This is a genomic window from Burkholderia sp. AU32262 (genome assembly GCF_020419985.1).
GTDB lineage: Bacteria > Pseudomonadota > Gammaproteobacteria > Burkholderiales > Burkholderiaceae > Burkholderia > Burkholderia semiarida.
The window spans coordinates 1-18,020 of record NZ_JAIZRS010000030.1 but is presented as its reverse complement, the minus strand read 5'-3'; the positions used below and the strand labels follow the sequence as shown (position 1 = coordinate 18,020).

Here is an 18,020-nt window from a genome sequence, read left to right as displayed (position 1 = left end):
CGCGTGACGGCGCTTACACCGCGAGCCGTTCGCAGATCGTCCGCGTCGCGACCGCCGCGTTCAGCGTGTAGAAGTGCAGCCCCGGCACGCCCGCGTCGATCAGGCGCTGGCACAGGCCCGTGACGACGTCCGCGCCGAACGCGCGGATCGACTCGCGATCGTCGCCGAAGCTCTCGAGCCGGCGCGCGACCCAGCGCGGCACTTCGGCTCCGCACATCTCGGAGAAGCGCATCAACTGCGAGAAGTTCGTGATCGGCATGATCCCCGGCACGATCGGCACGTCCACGCCCAGCTTGCGCGCGTCGTCGACGAAGCGGAAATACGCATCCGCGTTGAAGAAGTACTGCGTGATCGCGGAATTCGCGCCGGCTTTCACCTTGCGCGCGAAATTCTCGAGATCGGCCTTCGGCGAGCGCGATTGCGGGTGGTACTCCGGATAGCCTGCGACCTCGATGTGGAACCAGTCGCCGTGCTCGGCGCGGATGAAGCTGACGAGCTCCGACGCATAGCGCAGCTCGCCGACCGCGCCCATCCCCGACGGCAGGTCGCCGCGCAGCGCGACGATGTGCCGGATGCCGTGCGAGCGGTACTGGTCGAGGATCGCGCGCAGGCTGTCGCGCGACGAGCCGATGCACGACAGGTGCGGCGCGGCCTCGAGGCCGTCCTTCTGCATGTCGAGCACGGTATCGAGCGTGCCCTGCTGCGTCGAGCCGCCGGCGCCGAACGTCACGGAGACGAATTTCGGCTTCAGCGGCAGCAGCTGCGCGCGCGTGGCGCGCAGCTTTTCGACGCCGTCCGCCGTCTTCGGCGGGAAGAATTCAAACGAGAGTTCGATCGGTTTCATGATTCGATGGGGTTGGGCCTGCGCCCGCCGGCCCTCAGCCGATGTCGCGCTGGCCGAAGATCAGGGCGGACAGCAGCCACGACACGATGCTGTACAGGATCGAACCGAAGAACGCGGACCAGAACCCCGACACCTCGAAGCCCTTCAGCAGCGACGACGCGAACCAGAAGCACAGCGCGTTCACGACGAGGATGAACACCCCGAGCGTGACGATCGTGACGGGCAGCGTCAGCAGGATCAGCACCGGCCGGATCACCGTGTTGATCAGCCCGAGCACGACCGCGACGATCAACGCGGTGCCGAAGCTCTTGATGTGGATCGACGGCACGAGGTACGTGATGATCAGCAGCGCGAGCGCGTTGATGACCCAGGTGAGAATGACGCTCATGGAGGGCTCCGGTTCGGTTGTCGATCGGTACGATCGGTGAGCGCCGCCGCGCCGCGCGGCCCGCGACGGGCATGCACGGCGCGGCGGCGGCAGCGCATCAGTAGCGGTAGTGGTTCGGCTTGAACGGGCCGTCCTTCTGCACGCCGATGTACGCGGCCTGCTCGTCCGACAGCACCGACAGGTTCGCGCCGATGCGCGCGAGGTGCAGGCGCGCGACCTTTTCATCGAGATGCTTCGGCAGCACGTAGACCTTGTTCTCGTACTGGTCGCCGCGCGTGAAGAGTTCGATCTGCGCGAGCGTCTGGTTCGCGAACGAATTCGACATCACGAACGACGGGTGGCCGGTCGCGCAGCCGAGGTTCACGAGGCGGCCTTCGGCCAGCAGGATGATGCGCTTGCCGTCCGGGAAGATGATGTGGTCGACCTGCGGCTTGATGTTTTCCCACTGGTACTGGCGCGTCGACGCGACGTCGATTTCCGAGTCGAAGTGACCGATGTTGCAGACGATCGCGTTGTGACGCATCGCCTTCATGTGATCGTGATTGATCACGTGGTAGTTGCCGGTGGCCGTCACGAAGATGTCGGCCTTGTCCGCCGCGTATTCCATCGTCACGACGCGGTAGCCTTCCATCGCCGCCTGCAGCGCGCAGATCGGATCGATTTCGGTGACCCACACGGTCGCGCCCAGGCCGCGCAGCGATTGCGCGCAACCCTTGCCCACGTCGCCGTAGCCGGCGACGACCGCGACCTTGCCCGCGATCATCACGTCGGTCGCGCGCTTGATGCCGTCGACGAGCGACTCGCGGCAGCCGTACAGGTTGTCGAACTTCGACTTCGTGACCGAATCGTTCACGTTGAACGCCGGGAACGGCAGGCGGCCGTCCTTTTCCATCTGGTACAGGCGGTGCACGCCGGTCGTGGTTTCTTCCGTCACGCCCTTGATGTGCGCGAGGCGCTTCGAGTACCAGTTCGCGTCGACGTCGAGGTGCGCCGCGATCGACTTGTACAGCGCGACTTCTTCCTCGTTGGTCGGCTTCGCGATCACCGAACGGTCCTTCTCGGCCTTCGAGCCGAGGATCAGCAGCAGCGTGGCGTCGCCGCCGTCGTCCAGGATCATGTTCGCGAATTCGCCGTTCGGCCATTCGAAGATGCGGTGCGAGAACTCCCAGTATTCGTCGAGCGACTCGCCCTTGAACGCGAACACCGGCGTACCGGCTTCGACGATCGCGGCGGCCGCGTGGTCCTGCGTCGAGAAGATGTTGCACGACGCCCAGCGCACGTCCGCGCCGAGCGCCTTCAGCGTCTCGATCAGCACGCCCGTCTGGATCGTCATGTGCAGCGAACCGGCAATGCGCGCGCCCTTCAGCGGCTGCTGCGCCTTGTATTCGTCGCGGATCTGCACGAGGCCCGGCATTTCGGTCTCGGCGATGTTGAGTTCCTTGCGGCCCCAGCCGGCCAGCGCCATGTCGGCGACGACGTAATCGTGGGAAGCCTTGGAATCGATAATGGCGTTCATCACGCCCTCCTTTCTAAAAAGTTTCTAGATTGGTGACGTGAGCGCCGTTCAGGAAGCGGGGCCGGCGCGAAAAAAATCGCCGCACGGCTGCTTGGTGAAGCCTTCCGAGCCTGGCGGACGCAGGATGGTCCGTCGCAACGCTCCTCGGAAAACGGAGGGGATTGTAGCAAATCGGCGCGCGAAATGCGCAAGCACCGCATACGGCGCGAGCGCGCGGCGCCGGCGCGCCGCCGCCGTCGGCAGAGGGTCAGGACTCCGCGCCCACCCACGCCTGCTCGCGCAGCCGCGCGCGCAGGCGCGCGACGGCCTGGCTGTGCAACTGGCACACGCGCGATTCGCTCACCTCGAGCACCGCGCCGATCTCGCGCAGATTCAGACCCCGTTCGTAGTACAGCGACATCAGCAGCTTCTCGCGCTCCGGCAGCCGCTCGATCGCCTCGACGAGCGCCTCGCGCAGGTGTTCGTCGAGCAGCGCCGACAGCGGATCGGCGTGATCGACGCGATAGCGGTCGAGGAACGGCTCGTCGTCGACCGCGCGATCGAAATCCTCGTAGTAGATGAGCTGGCTGCCGTGCAGGTCCTGCAGCATCCCCTGGTATTCGTCGAGCGGCATGTTCAGGTGCTGCGCGATCTCGGTCTCGCTCGCCGAGCGGCCGAGGTGCTGCTCGACCTGGTGCACCGCGTGCTCGACCTCGCGCGAGGTCTTGCGCAGGCTGCGCGGCAGCCAGTCGTTGCTGCGCAGCTCGTCGAGCATCGCGCCGCGGATGCGCTGCGTCGCGTAGGTCTCGAACTGCGCGCCCTGGTCTTCCTTGTAGCGGCCCGCCGCGTCCATCAGGCCGATCATGCCGGCCTGGATCAGGTCGTCGAGATCGACGCTCGCCGGCATTTTCGCGACGAGCTGCAATCCGAGGCGGCGCACGAGCGGCGCGTATTGCGCGAGCACGTCGGCCTGGGACATCTTTCCTTGAGCGTTGTACATCATGGCTCCCTCCTCCGGGTGGCGCTCACGCGGCGTGTGCCGCGCCCGCCTCGTACGACGGCTTGCCGCCGGCGTGGACCGCGCGGCCCGCACCCGAACGCGGGCGCATCGGCCAGTACAACAGGTCGGCGGCAATCTGCCGGTAGTCGCGCGCGGCGGACGACGACGGAAACGCGTCGACCACCGCATGCATCAATTCGCGGGCGTGCTCGACGAGCGGATCGGCGCTCACGCAGCCCGCGTCGGCGATCGACACGGTCAGGTAGCGGTTCGCGACGCCCGCGAGGTTGTCGAACGCCGCCTTCGCGTCCGCGTGGCTGCCGACCTGGTTGGTCAGCACGCGGAACTGCGCGAACGCGTGCGCGAAATGCAGCCGCTTCATGCACGCATACGCCTCGGTGATCGCCTGCGCGGCGACCCGCGTGACGACCAGCACGTCGTGCGCTTCGCGCGCGAGCGCCGAGAACGCCCCGTCGGCGCCGAGCTGCGCGTCGACGAGGACGATGTCGGCCGGGCCGTCGATGAAGTCGCTCAGTTGCGCGTCGCTGTAGCCGGCGCGCGCGAGCCGCGCCGCCGCGCACAGGCTGAAACCGGCCGCGACCCGCGTGCGCGCGCCGTCGCGCAGCCACGCGCCGGCGAGCGTCGCGCTGGCCGAGCGCACGTCGGCGCGCTCGTCGACGACGAGCACGTCCTTGCCGAGCGACGCGAGCGCCGCCGCGAGATTCACGACGGTCGACGTGCAGCCGACGCCCGCCGGCCCGCCCGTCACCGCGACGATGCGCGACGCGCGCCCGGCCAGCAGGCGGCGCAGCCCTTCGGCCTGATCGATGATCGGTTTATCCAAATCGCACCTCGTGCAGCTCGGCAGTGGAACGCGCGGTCAGTGCGGAGAGCAGCGTCGGCATGTCGTCGTCCTGCGGCACGAAGGGCGAGCCGTCGCGCGGCACGCAGAACGCGCTCTTCAGCAGGAATCGGGTCGACGCGACGTACAGGTTCTCCGGCACCTTCTGGCCGGTCGACACGTAGTGGACCGGCAGCTTGTAGCGGATCACCGTGTCGAGCACGCCGCCGAGGTGGGTCGCCTCGTCGAGCTTGGTCAGGATGCAGCCGGCCAGGTCGGGGTGCTCGCCCGCGCTGCGGTAGGCCTGCACGACTTCGTTGAGCGTGTCGCCGTGGCTCGTCGCGTTCAGCAGCAGCAGGCGCTGCACCGGTGCGTTCGCGCCGTGCAGCATCGCGATCTGGTCGGACACCGCGCGGTCGCGCTGGCTCATGCCGATCGTGTCGATCAGCACGATGTGCTTGTTGCGCAGCTCGGACAGCGCGAGCGCGAGATCGCCCGCGTCCTTCACCGCGTGCACCGGCACGCCGAGGATCTTGCCGAAGATGCGCAGTTGTTCGTGGCCGCCGATCCGGTAGCTGTCGGTGGTCAGCAGCGCGACCTTGCTCGCGCCGAAGCGCATCACGCAGCGCGCGGCCAGCTTCGCGGTGGTGGTCGTCTTGCCGACGCCCGTCGGCCCCATCAGCGCGAACACGCCGCCGCGCTCCATCAGCGCGTCCTCGCTGTCGAGCACCGGCAGGTTCGACGCGAGCACCGACTGCGCCCATTCGGCGGCCTGCTCGAAGGTCTGCGCGCCGTCGCCGGCCGGCAGGTTGTCGACCAGCATCCGCACGAGCTGCGCGGAGAAACCGGCCGCGAACAGGTGCTTCGTCAGCGCGCCGTGAACGGCGCTGCGACGCTGGCGGTCGTGCCACATCAGGCTGTCGAACTGCTCCTCCATCATCCCGCGCAGCTCGCCGAGCTCCTGCATCACGGTGTCGTTGACGATCCGCTCGATGCGCGACTTCACCGCGTCGGCCACCGCGGCGGCCGCGTCGGAGGGCAGGCGCGTGCGGTCCGCCGCCCTCGCCGCGTACGCGGCGCCCGTGTCGGGTGTGCGCTTCGTGGCGGCCGGCGATCCGGCGGCAGGCGATCCGGCGGCAGGCGATCCGGCGGCAGGCATCCGGCGTTGGGCCTCACGCACGATGTCGCGGGCCCAGTCGGGCGGCGTCGCGCTGGCTGCGGGCTGCGGCGCGCTTTCCAGCGGCTCGACCGGCGCCTGCGCACGGGCGATCAGCGCGTCGCGCTGCTGCGTCAGGCGCTTCGCGTGCTCGACCAGCCACGGTGCGGGTTCGGAAGTGGCGGCAGGCGATCCGGCGGCCGGCGATCCGGCGGCAGGCGATCCGGCGGCCGGCGATCCTGCGGCCGGCGCGGCGATCGACGGCGCGGCGGCCGGCGCGTCCGCATCGCTCGACGAAGCCTGCATGTCAGCCTCTTGCGCGTCGGCGCTCGCGCCGAACACGGACGAGAACACGTCAGGCAGCCCGCCTTCGCCCGCCGCATACGGATTGACGGCCGGGCGCGGGGCGATGCCCGGGCGCGACACGATGCCCGGCACGGCGGCGGCCGGCACGGATTCCGGCAGGCGCGGCGAAGCGAAGCGCGGCCGCGCGGCCGGCGGCGCCACCGCGGCGAGATCCGAATCGGCGAGTGCGACGATTTCGACGCTGCCGTCATCGAGCGTGCGGTTCGACAGCACGACCGCGTCGGCGCCGAGCGCCTCGCGCACGAGACGAAGTGCGTCGCGGCTCGTTGCGCCGGTGAATTTGCGAATGTTCAAGCGGAACCCCCGATGACGTTAACGACTTTGATCGTGCGTGTGTCCGGCACTTCGGCGTACGACAGCACTTTCAATTGCGGCAGGCTGCGGCGCAGGAAACGCGCGAGCATCGCGCGCAGCGCGTGCTGCACCAGCAGCACCGGCGGCAGCCCGAGATTCTGTTGACGCAGCAACGCTTGCTGCGTGCCGGTCAGAAGGTTGTGCGCGAGGCCGGGCTCGAGGCCCGGGTTCGCGCCGGTGGCGAGCGCCTGCGACAGCACGCGCTCCAGATTCGCGTCGAGGCCCATCACCTGCATTTCGCCGTTGCCCGGATACCACTGCTGCGTGATCGCGCGGCCGAGCGAGAGGCGCACCGCGGCCGTGATCTCGAACGCGTCGCCGCGGCCCGCATGCTCGGACACGGCCTCGAGGATCGTGCGCATGTCGCGGATCGGCACGCCTTCCTCGAGCAGGTTCTGCAGCACCTTCTGCAGCGTGGTGAGCGAGATCGTCTTCGGCACGAGGTCCTCGACGAGCGACGGCGCGTCCTTGCCGGTGCGCTCGACGAGCGCCTGCACTTCCTGGCGGCCGAGCAGCTCGGCCGCATGCTGGACGACCAGATGATTCAGGTGGGTCGCGACGACCGTGCTCGCATCGACCACCGTGTAGCCGTACACCTGCGCCTGCTCGCGCATCGCGACGTCGATCCACACGGCCGGCAGCCCGAACGCCGGATCCTGCGTGACGGCGCCCGGCAGCGCGGCCGTCACCTGGCCCGGGTTGATCGCGAGCCACTGGCCCGGGAACACTTCGCCGAAGCCGATCTCGACGCCCTTCAGCGCGATCCGGTATGCGTTCGGCCGCAATTCGAGGTTGTCGCGGATATGGATCACCGGCGGCAGGAAGCCGATTTCCTGCGCGAATTTCTTGCGGATGCTCTTGATGCGCTTGAGCAGCTCGCCGTCGCTGTTCTTGTCGACGAGCGGGATCAGCCGGTAGCCGACCTCGAGGCCGAGCGGGTCGATCAGCTGCACGTCGTCCCAGGTCGCTTCGTGACTGTCGGCCGGCAGCACGGCGGGCGGCGCGATGTCGGTCACGTCGCCGGCCGCCTTGCGGGCCGCCGCGCGCCGGGTCTGCGTGCGCGCGAGCCAGATCGCGCCGGCGCCGAGCGCGAGGAACGCGAAGTGCGGCATCCCGGGGATCAGCCCCATCAGCACGATGATCGCGCCGGTGATGTTCAGCACGCGCGGGTTCGTGAACAGCTGGCCGGTGATCTGCGTGCCGATGTCCTCGTCGGTCGCGACGCGCGACACGATCACGCCGGCCGCGGTCGAGATCACGAGCGACGGGATCTGCGCGACGAGGCCGTCGCCGATCGTCAGCAGCGTGTAGTTGGTGCCGGCCGCGGCGAAGCTCATGTCGTGCTGGACCATCCCGACGATCAGCCCGCCGATCACGTTGATCGCCATGATGATCAGGCCGGCGATCGCGTCGCCGCGCACGAACTTCGACGCGCCGTCCATCGACCCGTAGAACTCGGCTTCCTGCGAGACGGCCAGGCGCCGCTTGCGCGCCTGTTCCTCGTTGATGAGGCCCGCGTTCAGGTCGGCGTCGATCGCCATCTGCTTGCCGGGCATCGCGTCGAGCGTGAAGCGCGCGGACACTTCGGCGATCCGCCCCGCGCCCTTCGTGATCACCATGAAGTTGATGATCATCAGGATCACGAACACGACGATGCCGACCGCGAAGTTGCCGCCGACGAGGAAGTGGCCGAACGCCTCGATCACCTGGCCGGCAGCATCCGGCCCGGTGTGGCCTTCGAGCAGCACGACGCGCGTCGACGCGACGTTCAGCGACAGGCGCAGGAGCGTCGAGAACAGCAGCACGCTCGGGAACGCCGCGAAGTCGAGCGGCTTCATCGTGTACATGCTGACGAGCAGCACCATCACGGACAGCGCGATGTTGAACGTGAACAGCAGATCCAGCAGCACCGGCGGCAGCGGCAGGATCATCATCCCCAGGATCATGCAGATGAGGATCGGGCCCGCGAGCGCGCGCAGGTTGGTGCCCGCGAACGGGTTCGTGCGTTTGGCGAACAGGCCGGTGGTCGGGGTGCTCATGCTGCGTTCCCTTGCTGGCCGAGCGCGTCTTCGGCTTCTTCACGTTCGTCGTCGGCGGCGACCGACGCGCCCTTGTCGAGTTCGGCCGGCACGTCGAGATCGACCGGCACCGCCGGGAACGCGCCGCCTTCCGAACGGAAGCGCTTGAGCTGGTAGACCCACGCGAGCACTTCGGCGACCGCCGAGTACAGCGAGCCGGGGATCTCGCGCTCGAGTTCGACGTTGTGATACAGCGCACGCGCGAGCGGCGGCGCTTCGAGCAGCGGCACGTTGTGTTCGGCCGCGAGTTCGCGGATGCGTGCGGCGACGAGGTTCACGCCCTTCGCGACGACCTTCGGCGCGCGCATCTCGCCATCCGTGTATTGCAGCGCGACCGCGAAGTGCGTCGGGTTCGTGACGACGACGTCGGCCTTCGGCACGGCCGCCATCATCCGGCGGCGGGCGATCGCGCGCTGCTGCTGGCGGATCCGCCCCTTCACGTGCGGGTCGCCCTCGTTCTCGCGATGCTCGCGCTTCACTTCTTCCTTCGTCATGCGCAACTTCTTGTTGTACTGCCAGAGTTGGTAAGGCACGTCGAGCCCGGCGACCACCAGCATCCCGGCGACCGTCGTGCCGCAGCACACGGCGACCAGATGCAGCGCATCGGGCAGCGCGGCGCCGAGCGGCTGGGTCGCGAGGCCGAGGAGTTCGTCCTTGCTGCGCCAGATCGCGACGCCGCCGATCCCGCCGACGACCAGCGTCTTCGCGATCGACATCCCGAGCTGGATCGGCCCCTGGATCGAGAAGATCCGGCCGAGGCCCGAGATCGGGTTCAGGCGGTCGAACTTCAGTTCGAGCGTCTTCTGCGAAATCAGCCAGCCGCCCAGCGCCATCGGCGCGAGCAGCGCGGCGACGCCGGTGAGCGCGAGGAGCGGCAGCAGCGCGGCGAAGCCTTCGAGGCTCGCGCTGCCGGCCGCCGACAGCATCCGGTCGGTGTCGAACGCGGTCGCGCGATCGAATGTGAACGCGCCGCGCAGCATCGCCTGCAGATGCGCGCCCGACGGGCCCGCGAACAGCCATGCGCCGTAGAACCCCGCCGCGAGCAGTGCGAACGAAGCCAGTTCGCGCGAACGCGCGACCTGCCCCTCCTCGCGCGCCTTCTCGCGGCGCCTGGGAGTGGCGGCTTCGGTCTTGTCGAGATCGCTCTCGTCTGCCACGGGGCCTCCAGTCGGGTACGGCGGAATGCCGTTTTTCAGTGACACCGATTATTCATGGAGGCGTCAAACGCCGATCGGTCGAGCAAAGCCGGGAAAGGGGGGTATTTCGGGGAATCGGGCGAGCGGCCGCGAACACGGCCGGAGCGGGGGCGGAACGACGCGCGGCGCGGCGCGAAAGCGGGCCGGGCGGCGCGTCGGCGAAATCGCGGCCGCAGGCGGGACGGTGACGGTGCGATGCGAAGGGAACGGTGAAACGGCGGGCGGGACAGCAGGACAGCGGGACAGCAGGACAGCGGGAAAGCGGGAAAGCGGGTGAAGCGGGGCAAACGGCCCCCAACGGCGTCGTGCGTGGGGGCCAGCGTCGGTCAGACGGCCGGAATCGGGTCCGCGCCGAAACGGTTCGGGCCTTCGGTGCCGCGCGAGCACATCCACACGAGCAGCAGGATGCTGCCGACGATCGGAATCAGCGCGAGCAGCAGGAACCAGCCCGAGCGGCCCGTATCGTGCAGGCGGCGCACGCTGACCGCGATGCCCGGAACGATCAGCGCGAGCGACACCAGGGAGATCGCGCCGAGCAGCAGCAGCGTGATCAGGCCGCCGTCGCGGCCGGCCGCGCCGATGATCTGGCCGACGATCGACAGCACGCAGCTCAGCAGCGCGAAATACCAGTATTCGGCGCGGCGCGCACGGCCTTCGAACGTGGCGTATTTATTCAGTACGGCACGAATGGCTTCGGAAAAATTCATCTTATTACCCTCCTGTTTTATATTGGCACCCCGGAAACAACGCCGAAATTATAGGGTTGAATTTCAGTGCGCTCCATCTCTTTTCGCATGCGGCGCACTACGCGCACAGGGGCGTATCGCCCGCCCATATGACACGGAAATGGCTGCAATGGCGCATTTCGGCTTGGCCGGGGCTTGCACGCCGCGTCATTTTAATAATCGTGAAGATCTGACGGAAACGACGGCCCGGATAATCCGGCATTCGATTACAGCCGAATGAAACGGCCGCCCCGATAATCGACTCGAGGATCCGGCGTGCGATTAACCGGGCAGCCGGCAATACGCAGGCGCGGCGGTCGCGTCACCCTTCGCCATTGTCGATACCGGCCGCATCGCCTCGCCCGACGGCAATACGGCACGGGCGGCCACTGGCCTCAAAGGCGTGAAAGGCGTGAAAAGCCTGAACGGCCAGACCGAGCGAAGCGGCCTGGCCGACCGCCGCTAACCGGCTGCCGCCCGCTGCAGCGCGCCGAGATCGAGCTTCTTCATCGTCATCACCTGCGCCATCACGCGCTCGGCGCGGGCCGGGTCGCCCGTCATCAGTTCGGCCATCTGCACGGGCACGACCTGCCACGACACGCCGAAGCGGTCGCGCAGCCACCCGCATTGCTGCGCGCGCGCGTCGCCGCCTTCGGCCAGGCGCGCCCAGTAATGGTCGATCTCGTCCTGGTCGCGGCAGTTGACGACGAACGACACGGCCGGCGTCATCTGGAACACGGGGCCGCCGTTCAGCGCGACGAACGCCTGCCCGTCGAGTTCGAACGCGACCGTCATCACCGTGCCCTCGGCCTGTCCGGACGCGTGCGCGCCGGCCTTGCCGTAGCGCGCGACGTGCACGATGCGCGCGTTGTCGAACACCGATACGTAGAAATCGGCCGCCGCCTCGGCGTCGCGGTCGAACCATAGGAACGGCGTGATGCGTTGTATGCGCGGGGTCATGGCGCTGTCTCCTCGATGTCGTGCCGGCACCGGTGCCGGTCTTACATCGTAGGCGCTGCACGCGCACACGGCGGCGATTCGATCCGTAGTGCGCGCGCGGCCGGCTGTCGGATAAAAAAAGGGGGCGATCGCTCGCCCCCTTTTTGCTGCTGCCCGCGGCCGTGCCGCGTCAGAACGCGACGAACGGCTGCGCGCCGCCGCTCGCGGTCTTGTCCATCCCGAAGTAGATCGTCTTGCCGTAGAAGTGCGGCATGCCGATGTCGAGCCAGCTGGACGAGCCGAACGGCCCCGCGATGTCGTTGAACGCGAACGTCGACGAATTGGAGAACAGCGAATCCGCGTTCGCGACCGGCATCGACACGGTGCCCGATGCGCCGTTCTGGCCGCTCAGCGTCGCCGAATAGGCGGTCGTGGACGACGGGCAGTAGAACTCCGTATTCCTCGAACAGACCGTCTGCGCCGAATCGTTGAAGAAATACGCGTTCGAGCCCGTATCGAAGAACGCCATCACGTTGCGCCCCTGGAACGTCGCGCTGACGTCGCCGGTCGTGGTCGACGTCATCACCGTCTTGCCGCTCAGGTTCGGCAGGCCGAACGTCAGCGTGCCGGTCGCGCTCGCCTGCCCGTTGTCCGAGATGGTCGGCATCTGCACGCTCACGCCGTCGTTGTTCGCGAAACGATGCACGGGGTTCGCCACCTGCTGCGCGAGCGGCACGAGCGCGACCGTGCAGCTCGCGTTGTCGCCGTTCGGGCACGCGTAGTAGTTGTTGTTGTTCGACGACGTCGACGTCGCGCACGTCGTGCCGCAGTCGTACGGCGCCGGCCCGATGCCGAGGATCCCGTTCGCGCCGAGCGCGCCCGTCGAGTTGGCCGACGCGCCGCCGTTCGTGCACGAGCTCGGCACGTTCGCCGTGCCGAGGTCGCCGATGATCTGCACCGGCAGCGACGCCGCCTGCTCGGAGCCGATCGACAGGTCGACCGTGCGCACCGACCCCCACGTGTAGCTCGACACGAACTTGCCGCATTCGGCGACCGGCGCGCCGCCGCTCGTCACATGCGGCAGGCTGCCGAGCACGCCCGACACCGCGCTGCCGACGAGCCGCAGCCCGTAGGACGCGGTGTCGACGAGCACGTTGTTGACGATCTGGCAGTTCGACGTGCCCGGCACGCAGACCTTCACGCTGACGGTCGGGATGTTGATCACGTTCGCGGCGCCGGCGCCGACCGTGATGACGGCCGTGTTGCCGCTGTTGCCGTCGGAGCCGTTGTTGCCGGTATTGCCGTTGTTGCCCGCACCGCTGCCGCCGCCATCGCCGCCGCCGCATGCCGTCACGAGCACGGCCGTCGCGGCCAGGAGGCCCAGCACGCCGAGCCAGCGCTTGAATGTACGAGGAATGCTCAAGATCGCTCTCCCGCTGTCACTGGATATCGGTGCCGGCCACGCCGGCAGGCAGCGCCGACGGCAGCCATGCCTGGCCGGAGAAGGCGCCCATGTGGCCGCCCGTCCGGATCACGAGGCCGCTCGTCTCGACGGCCACCGGCGCGCGCCAGCCGCGCGCCCGGTGCGCCGCCTGGACGCCGGCCGTGTACTGCGGGAAATAGCTGCCGAGCAGCGACGCGAGATCCGGCATCGTCGGCCCGCGCCATGCGAGGCCGAACACGCTGCCGGCGGCCGACGTGTATTCGTGGATGACGGTGCCCGACCCGAGCGTGATCTCGCGCACGGTATAGGCGGCCGCGCTCGTCTGCACGCCGTCCGCCGAGCGCATCGCGCGCTGCAGAGCGCGCACTGTGGCGGCCTGATCGTCCGCCGGCGGCGACATCGGCGCGCCGCCCAGTTCCGCGTGTGCGTGGACGGCCCACAGCACACCAATTGCAGCCGTCGCGTGCGCGACGGTCCAGCCCAAGCGTTTCAGCTTCACGTTCCCCCCCAAGGGACTGGCTGCGTTGCCGACGGCGCCGCCATCGGCCCGCGCCGCCTGTCCACCGATGAATCGTACGAATGACCCTGCGTTGCTGCTGACGCGTAGTATGCCTGCGGAGTGTGTCCAAGTGTCAATTCGACGCAGGATCACGCCGCGCAGCGGCGGCGGCGGGCACTAAGGAACGACGCAAGAAAGGGGAATGCGCGCATCGGCGGCCCCGCGGAACGGGGCGCCCGGCAAAGGGGCGCCCGGCAAAGGGGCGCCCGGCAATGGGGCGCCCGGCAATGGGGCGCCCGGCGAAGGGGCGCGCGGCTGCGCCGCGGCAGGTCAGAAACCGAGGCTCGCGAGCAGGTCGTCGACCTGCCCCTGGTCCTGAACCACGTCGGATTTGCCTTCCGGCGCGATCTGCGGGCCGTTCAGCAGCGACTCGGGGCTGCCGGTCGCGCTGATCTGTTCGGCCGCGAGCGCGGCGGCGGTGGCCGCGAACTGCTCGCGCCGCTCGGGCGCGATGTTCTCGACGAGCACGGTGAGGAGCTGTTGCTCGATCAGGTAGACCATGTCCATGATCTTCTTGATCACCTGCCCGGTCAGATCCTGGAAATCCTGCGCGAGCATGATCTCGAGCAGTTGCGCGCGGGTCGCCGCCGTCGATTCGGGCAGCGTGCGCAGGAACGCGCGCGTATCGTCCATCAGCTCGCGCACTTCCGCGTGCTCGATCGGCGCCGCATACCACTGCGCCCAGCGTGCGTCAAGCGCCTCGGCCTCGTTCTGGACGCGCTCCTGCATCGGCTTCGCGATCTCGATCGCATTCAGCACGCGCACCGCGGCCTGCTCGGTCATCGTCGCGACGTAGCGCAGGCGGTCGCGCGCATCGGGCACGGCTTCGGCCGCGCGCTCGACATGCTTGTCGAGCCCGAGCTCGCGCATCGAATCGCGCAGCGTGCGCGTGACGTGGCCGATGCGCGCGAGGATCCGGTCGCTCGCGTAATCGGCGCCTTCGGCATGGCCGTCGGCGTTGACCGCCGCGCCGGCGAGCGCCGCATGGATCGGCTCGTTCACGTTCAGCTCCCGGTCTTGGCCATCTTGTCGATGATCTTGTTCAGCTTCTCGTCGAGCGTCGCGGCCGTGAACGGTTTCACGACGTAGCCGCTCGCGCCGGCCTGGGCGGCCGCGATGATGTTCTCCTTCTTCGACTCGGCCGTGACCATCAGCACCGGCAGGTGCGTGAGCGTCGCGTCCGCGCGGATTTCCTTCAGCATCGCGAGGCCGTCGAGGTTCGGCATGTTCCAGTCGGAGATCACGAAGTCGAAGCCGCCGCCGCGCAGCCGCGCGAGGCCGGCCGCGCCGTCTTCCGCCTCGTCGACGTTCGTGTAGCCCAGTTCCTTGAGCAGGTTGCGGACGATCCGGCGCATCGTCGGGAAATCGTCCACCACCAGGATTTTCATGCTCTTGTCCATCGTCGTTCCTTTCCAGATTCGTTTCCGTCGAGGCGTGTAGCGTGGCACGCGCCCCGTGACATTCCATTCACACGCGCTGCACGCGGTCGCCCATCGTCGCCAGGCGCGCCATCACGCGGCGGCTCATGTCGGCGAGCGGCGCGACCTCGTCCGCGCCGCCGAGCGCGATCGCCTCGCGCGGCATCCCGAACACGATGCAGCTCGCTTCGTCCTGCGCGAACGTGTAAGCGCCCGCGCGTTTCATTTCCAGCAGGCCGGCCGCGCCGTCGCGGCCCATCCCGGTGAGGATCACGCCGATCGCGTTCTTGCCCGCGTGCGTCGCCGCCGAGCGGAACAGCACGTCGACCGACGGGCGGTGCCGGTTCACCGGCGGCTCGTCCGACAGTTGCGCAATATAGTTCGCGCCGCTTCTCGCGAGCAACAGGTGTGCGTGCCCCGGCGCGATGTACGCATGGCCGGGCAGCACGCGTTCGCCGTGCTCGGCTTCCTTCACCGCGATCCGGCACAACCCGTTCAGCCGCTGCGCGAACGACTTCGTGAAGCCCGGCGGCATGTGCTGCGCGATCAGCACGGCCGGCGCATCCGGCGGCAGCGGCGTCAGCACTTCGCGGATCGCCTCGGTGCCGCCCGTCGACGCGCCGATGATGATCAGTTTCTCGGTACTGACGAGCGGATTGTTGATCATCGGCGCGGCCGCGGCGCTGTCCGCCGTGCGCGCGGCGGCCTGCGGCTGCGGCGCCTGGCGCACGCGCGCACGCGACGCCGCGCGGATCTTGTCGGCGAGCTTTTCCGCGTAGTCGAGCATCCCGTCGCGAATCCCGACGCGCGGCTTCGTGACGAAATCCACCGCGCCGAGTTCGAGCGCGCGCAGCGTGATTTCCGAGCCGCGCTCGGTCAGCGACGACACCATCACGACCGGCATCGGCCGCAGGCGCATCAGCTTCTCGAGGAAGTCGAGCCCGTCCATGCGCGGCATTTCGACGTCGAGCGTGAGCACGTCGGGGTTGTGCTGCTTGATGAGCTCGCGCGCGACGAGCGGATCGGGCGCGGTCGCGCACACCGTCATGTCGGGCTGGCTGTTGATGATCTCGGTCATCAGGCTGCGGATCAACGCCGAATCGTCGACGCACAATACTTTGATCTTCTGCACTGCGGTCATGCCTCCTGCTTTCTTGATAGGTTTGCCGCCCGTCCGCCGCCGGCTGCGGCCGCGCTGCCGCCGGCCGGCGCGGCGCCGCGCCCGCCGAACAGCTCGATGCGCGGGCGCGCCGGCTGCGGCGCGGCAGGCCGCTTCGCGGCAAACAGCTCGACGTGCGCGCGGCGGGCGCGCTCGGCCTCGCGCGCGAGCGCGGCTTCGCGCTCGGTCACGCCCGGCACCTGCAGCCGCAGCTTCTTCACCATCGCGCGCCCGCTGTGCGGCATGAACGCGACCTTGCGAGGATGCACGCCCTGCAAGTCTTCCGCGGTGATGCGGATGCGCTCGAGCGCGAGGTAGCGGCGCACGAAATCGGCGTTGCGATCGCCGATGTTGATCGTCGTCATCCCGGCCAGCACGGCCGCGCCGCCGAACACCTTCGCCTCGAAGCGCTCGCGGCGCCCGCCGGCCTTGATCAGCTCGTTGATCAGCACTTCCATCGCATACGCGCCGTAGCGCATCGATTCCGACGCGGCCGCGCCCGGATCGGCGCCGTCGTCCGGCAGCATGAAATGATTCATCCCGCCGATGCCCGCGTACGGATCGTGCAGGCACGCGGCGACGCACGAGCCGAGCACGGTCATCAGCACCATGTCATCGGCCGTCGTGTAGAACTCGTTCGGCAACAGCTTCACGCCGGGGCGTTCGAAGTGGTTGTCGAAGTAGCGATTGGTCGCGATCGGCAGTGCGCTCATCCGCGCTCTCCCAGGGCCGGCGCGCCGCCCGCGGCCCGTGCGCGCACGGGCGACGGCAGCTCGGCCGCCGCGCTCGCCGGCGCACCGCGCGAGCGCGCGCCCTGCGCGGCGTCGCGCGTGAGTTCGTACACCGTCTGCCCGCGCAGCCGGAACGCCTGCGTCACGTACGTGAAGTTCTCCGAATGGCCGGCGAACAGCAGGCCGCCCGGCTTCACGAGCGGCTCGAAGCGCGACAGCACCTGCCCCTGCGTCGGCTTGTCGAAATAGATCATCACGTTGCGGCAGAAGATCGCGTCGAACGGCTTCGCGATCCCGTAGTCCGCATCGGTCAGGTTCAGTTGCTCGAAGCGGATCATCGCGCGCAGCTCGGGGCGCACCTTCACGCGGCCGGCCTGCGCGCCCGTGCCCTTCAGGAAGAAGCGCTTGAGCCGCTCCGGCGACAGGTGCTTGACCTGGTCGTACGTGTAGATGCCGGCTTCGGCCTTCGCGAGCACCTGCGTGTCGAGATCGGTCGCGAGGATCGACGCGCCGCGCGCGGCTGTTTCGCCGAGCGCCTCGATCAGCGTGATCGCGATCGAGTACGGCTCCTCGCCGGTCGACGCCGCCGAGCACCAGACCGATACCGGCGCCGGCCGCCCTTTCACGAATTCCGACAGGATCGGGAAATGGTGCGCCTCGCGGAAAAACGCGGTCAGGTTGGTCGTCAGCGCATTGGTGAACGCTTCCCACTCGAGCGGATCGTCTTCCTGTTCGAGCAGGTCGAGGTAGTCGCGGAACGTGTCGAGGCCGCGCGCCCGCAACCGCCGCGCGAGACGGCTGTAGGCCATGTCGCGCTTGTGCTCGGACAGCGAGATGCCCGCGCGTTGGTGGATCAGCGCGCGAATGCGTGCGAAATCCGCGCCGGTGAACGCGAAGTCGCGCCCCGGCTCGCCCGCGCGAGGCGAGGCATCCGGTGCATCGGGTCGAAACGGCGCGCGCGCGTGCTGCATGGCTTAGAAGGTCTCCCAGTCGTCGTCGGACGCGCCGGCGGCCGCCAGCGCGGGCTTCTCGCCGCTCAGCGCCGGGCGCACGAGCGCGGGCTTCGCGGCCGGCTTGTCCGCCGGGGCGGCCGTCTTCGCCAGACGCGGGCCATAGCCGCCCGCCGCGGCGGCGCCACGGGCAGCCGGTGCGTCCTTCTGCGTGCGCGGCGCGGCGTCGGCCGCGCGCTTCGATTCGTGCTCGGCGCCCGACACAGCCGTGCGCGACGCCGGCGCGGCGCGCCGTGCCGCCGGCTGGGCCGCACCCTGCGGCGCCGGCAGCGCGGCGACCGGCGCGTCGTGGCGCGACGCCGACGGCAGCGCCGCCG

At 68.9% G+C, this 18,020-nt stretch carries 17 protein-coding genes, 1 pseudogene and 1 riboswitch; all 18 genes and pseudogenes read right to left on the bottom strand.

Translation table 11 applies throughout. The features are described 5' to 3' along the window. Positions 1–13: 13 nt before the first annotated feature. Positions 14–844: a methylenetetrahydrofolate reductase [NAD(P)H] gene (gene metF / locus LGN10_RS28010; RefSeq protein ID WP_059578135.1), complete on the bottom strand. Its 831-nt coding sequence runs from the start codon at positions 842–844 to the stop codon at positions 14–16. Between the two features lie 34 nt (positions 845–878). Further along, complete coding sequence (locus LGN10_RS28005; protein WP_011882923.1) at positions 879–1,232, bottom strand: phage holin family protein; 354 nt, start codon at positions 1,230–1,232, stop codon at positions 879–881. Positions 1,233–1,329: 97 nt separating this feature from the next. After that, positions 1,330–2,748 (bottom strand): adenosylhomocysteinase, encoded by a 1,419-nt coding sequence (gene ahcY / locus LGN10_RS28000; RefSeq protein WP_059503304.1) that lies wholly within the window; start codon positions 2,746–2,748, stop codon positions 1,330–1,332. Between the two features lie 32 nt (positions 2,749–2,780). Then, a riboswitch (S-adenosyl-L-homocysteine riboswitch) is annotated at positions 2,781–2,900 on the bottom strand. 95 nt (positions 2,901–2,995) lie between these two features. Next, positions 2,996–3,730, bottom strand: coding sequence for an RNA polymerase sigma factor FliA (locus LGN10_RS27995; protein WP_226225726.1), 735 nt, complete (start codon positions 3,728–3,730; stop codon positions 2,996–2,998). A gap of 22 nt (positions 3,731–3,752) precedes the next feature. Beyond that, entirely contained in the window at positions 3,753–4,571 is an 819-nt protein-coding gene (locus LGN10_RS27990) for a flagellar biosynthesis protein FlhG (RefSeq protein ID WP_059638371.1), read from the bottom strand. Further along, positions 4,564–6,384 carry a flagellar biosynthesis protein FlhF gene (gene flhF / locus LGN10_RS27985; RefSeq protein ID WP_226225724.1) on the bottom strand — a complete coding sequence of 607 codons (1,821 nt, stop codon included), beginning with the start codon at positions 6,382–6,384 and terminating at the stop codon, positions 4,564–4,566. The genes LGN10_RS27990 and flhF overlap by 8 nt, the downstream gene beginning before the upstream one ends. Continuing rightward, entirely contained in the window at positions 6,381–8,483 is a 2,103-nt protein-coding gene (gene flhA / locus LGN10_RS27980) for a flagellar biosynthesis protein FlhA (RefSeq protein ID WP_059578127.1), read from the bottom strand. Before flhA ends, flhF begins: the two co-directional genes overlap by 4 nt. Next, positions 8,480–9,679 (bottom strand): flagellar biosynthesis protein FlhB, encoded by a 1,200-nt coding sequence (gene flhB, locus LGN10_RS27975; protein ID WP_099315953.1) that lies wholly within the window; start codon positions 9,677–9,679, stop codon positions 8,480–8,482. The genes flhA and flhB overlap by 4 nt, the downstream gene beginning before the upstream one ends. A gap of 365 nt (positions 9,680–10,044) precedes the next feature. Beyond that, positions 10,045–10,425 (bottom strand): DUF805 domain-containing protein, encoded by a 381-nt coding sequence (locus LGN10_RS27970; RefSeq protein WP_059578122.1) that lies wholly within the window; start codon positions 10,423–10,425, stop codon positions 10,045–10,047. A gap of 480 nt (positions 10,426–10,905) precedes the next feature. Continuing rightward, on the bottom strand, positions 10,906–11,403 hold the full coding sequence (locus LGN10_RS27965; protein WP_099315952.1) for a VOC family protein: 498 nt from the start codon (positions 11,401–11,403) through the stop codon (positions 10,906–10,908). Between the two features lie 169 nt (positions 11,404–11,572). After that, positions 11,573–12,805 carry a DUF3443 domain-containing protein gene (locus tag LGN10_RS27960; protein WP_226225722.1) on the bottom strand — a complete coding sequence of 411 codons (1,233 nt, stop codon included), beginning with the start codon at positions 12,803–12,805 and terminating at the stop codon, positions 11,573–11,575. Between the two features lie 16 nt (positions 12,806–12,821). Further along, a complete protein-coding gene (locus tag LGN10_RS27955; protein WP_226225720.1) occupies positions 12,822–13,325 on the bottom strand; it encodes a DUF2844 domain-containing protein in 504 nt (167 codons plus the stop codon). A 330-nt stretch (positions 13,326–13,655) separates the two neighbouring features. Next, positions 13,656–14,387 (bottom strand): protein phosphatase CheZ, encoded by a 732-nt coding sequence (gene cheZ, locus LGN10_RS27950; protein ID WP_059578110.1) that lies wholly within the window; start codon positions 14,385–14,387, stop codon positions 13,656–13,658. 2 nt (positions 14,388–14,389) lie between these two features. Beyond that, positions 14,390–14,785 (bottom strand): chemotaxis response regulator CheY, encoded by a 396-nt coding sequence (gene cheY / locus LGN10_RS27945; RefSeq protein WP_026045350.1) that lies wholly within the window; start codon positions 14,783–14,785, stop codon positions 14,390–14,392. Between the two features lie 67 nt (positions 14,786–14,852). Next, complete coding sequence (locus tag LGN10_RS27940) at positions 14,853–15,944, bottom strand: protein-glutamate methylesterase/protein-glutamine glutaminase (protein WP_226225719.1); 1,092 nt, start codon at positions 15,942–15,944, stop codon at positions 14,853–14,855. Then, entirely contained in the window at positions 15,941–16,675 is a 735-nt protein-coding gene (cheD, locus tag LGN10_RS27935; RefSeq protein ID WP_059638382.1) for a chemoreceptor glutamine deamidase CheD, read from the bottom strand. Before cheD ends, LGN10_RS27940 begins: the two co-directional genes overlap by 4 nt. After that, a complete protein-coding gene (locus tag LGN10_RS27930) occupies positions 16,672–17,664 on the bottom strand; it encodes a CheR family methyltransferase (RefSeq protein WP_060310197.1) in 993 nt (330 codons plus the stop codon). The genes cheD and LGN10_RS27930 overlap by 4 nt, the downstream gene beginning before the upstream one ends. A gap of 3 nt (positions 17,665–17,667) precedes the next feature. After that, positions 17,668–18,020: pseudogene (locus tag LGN10_RS27925) on the bottom strand (methyl-accepting chemotaxis protein); the annotation flags it as partial.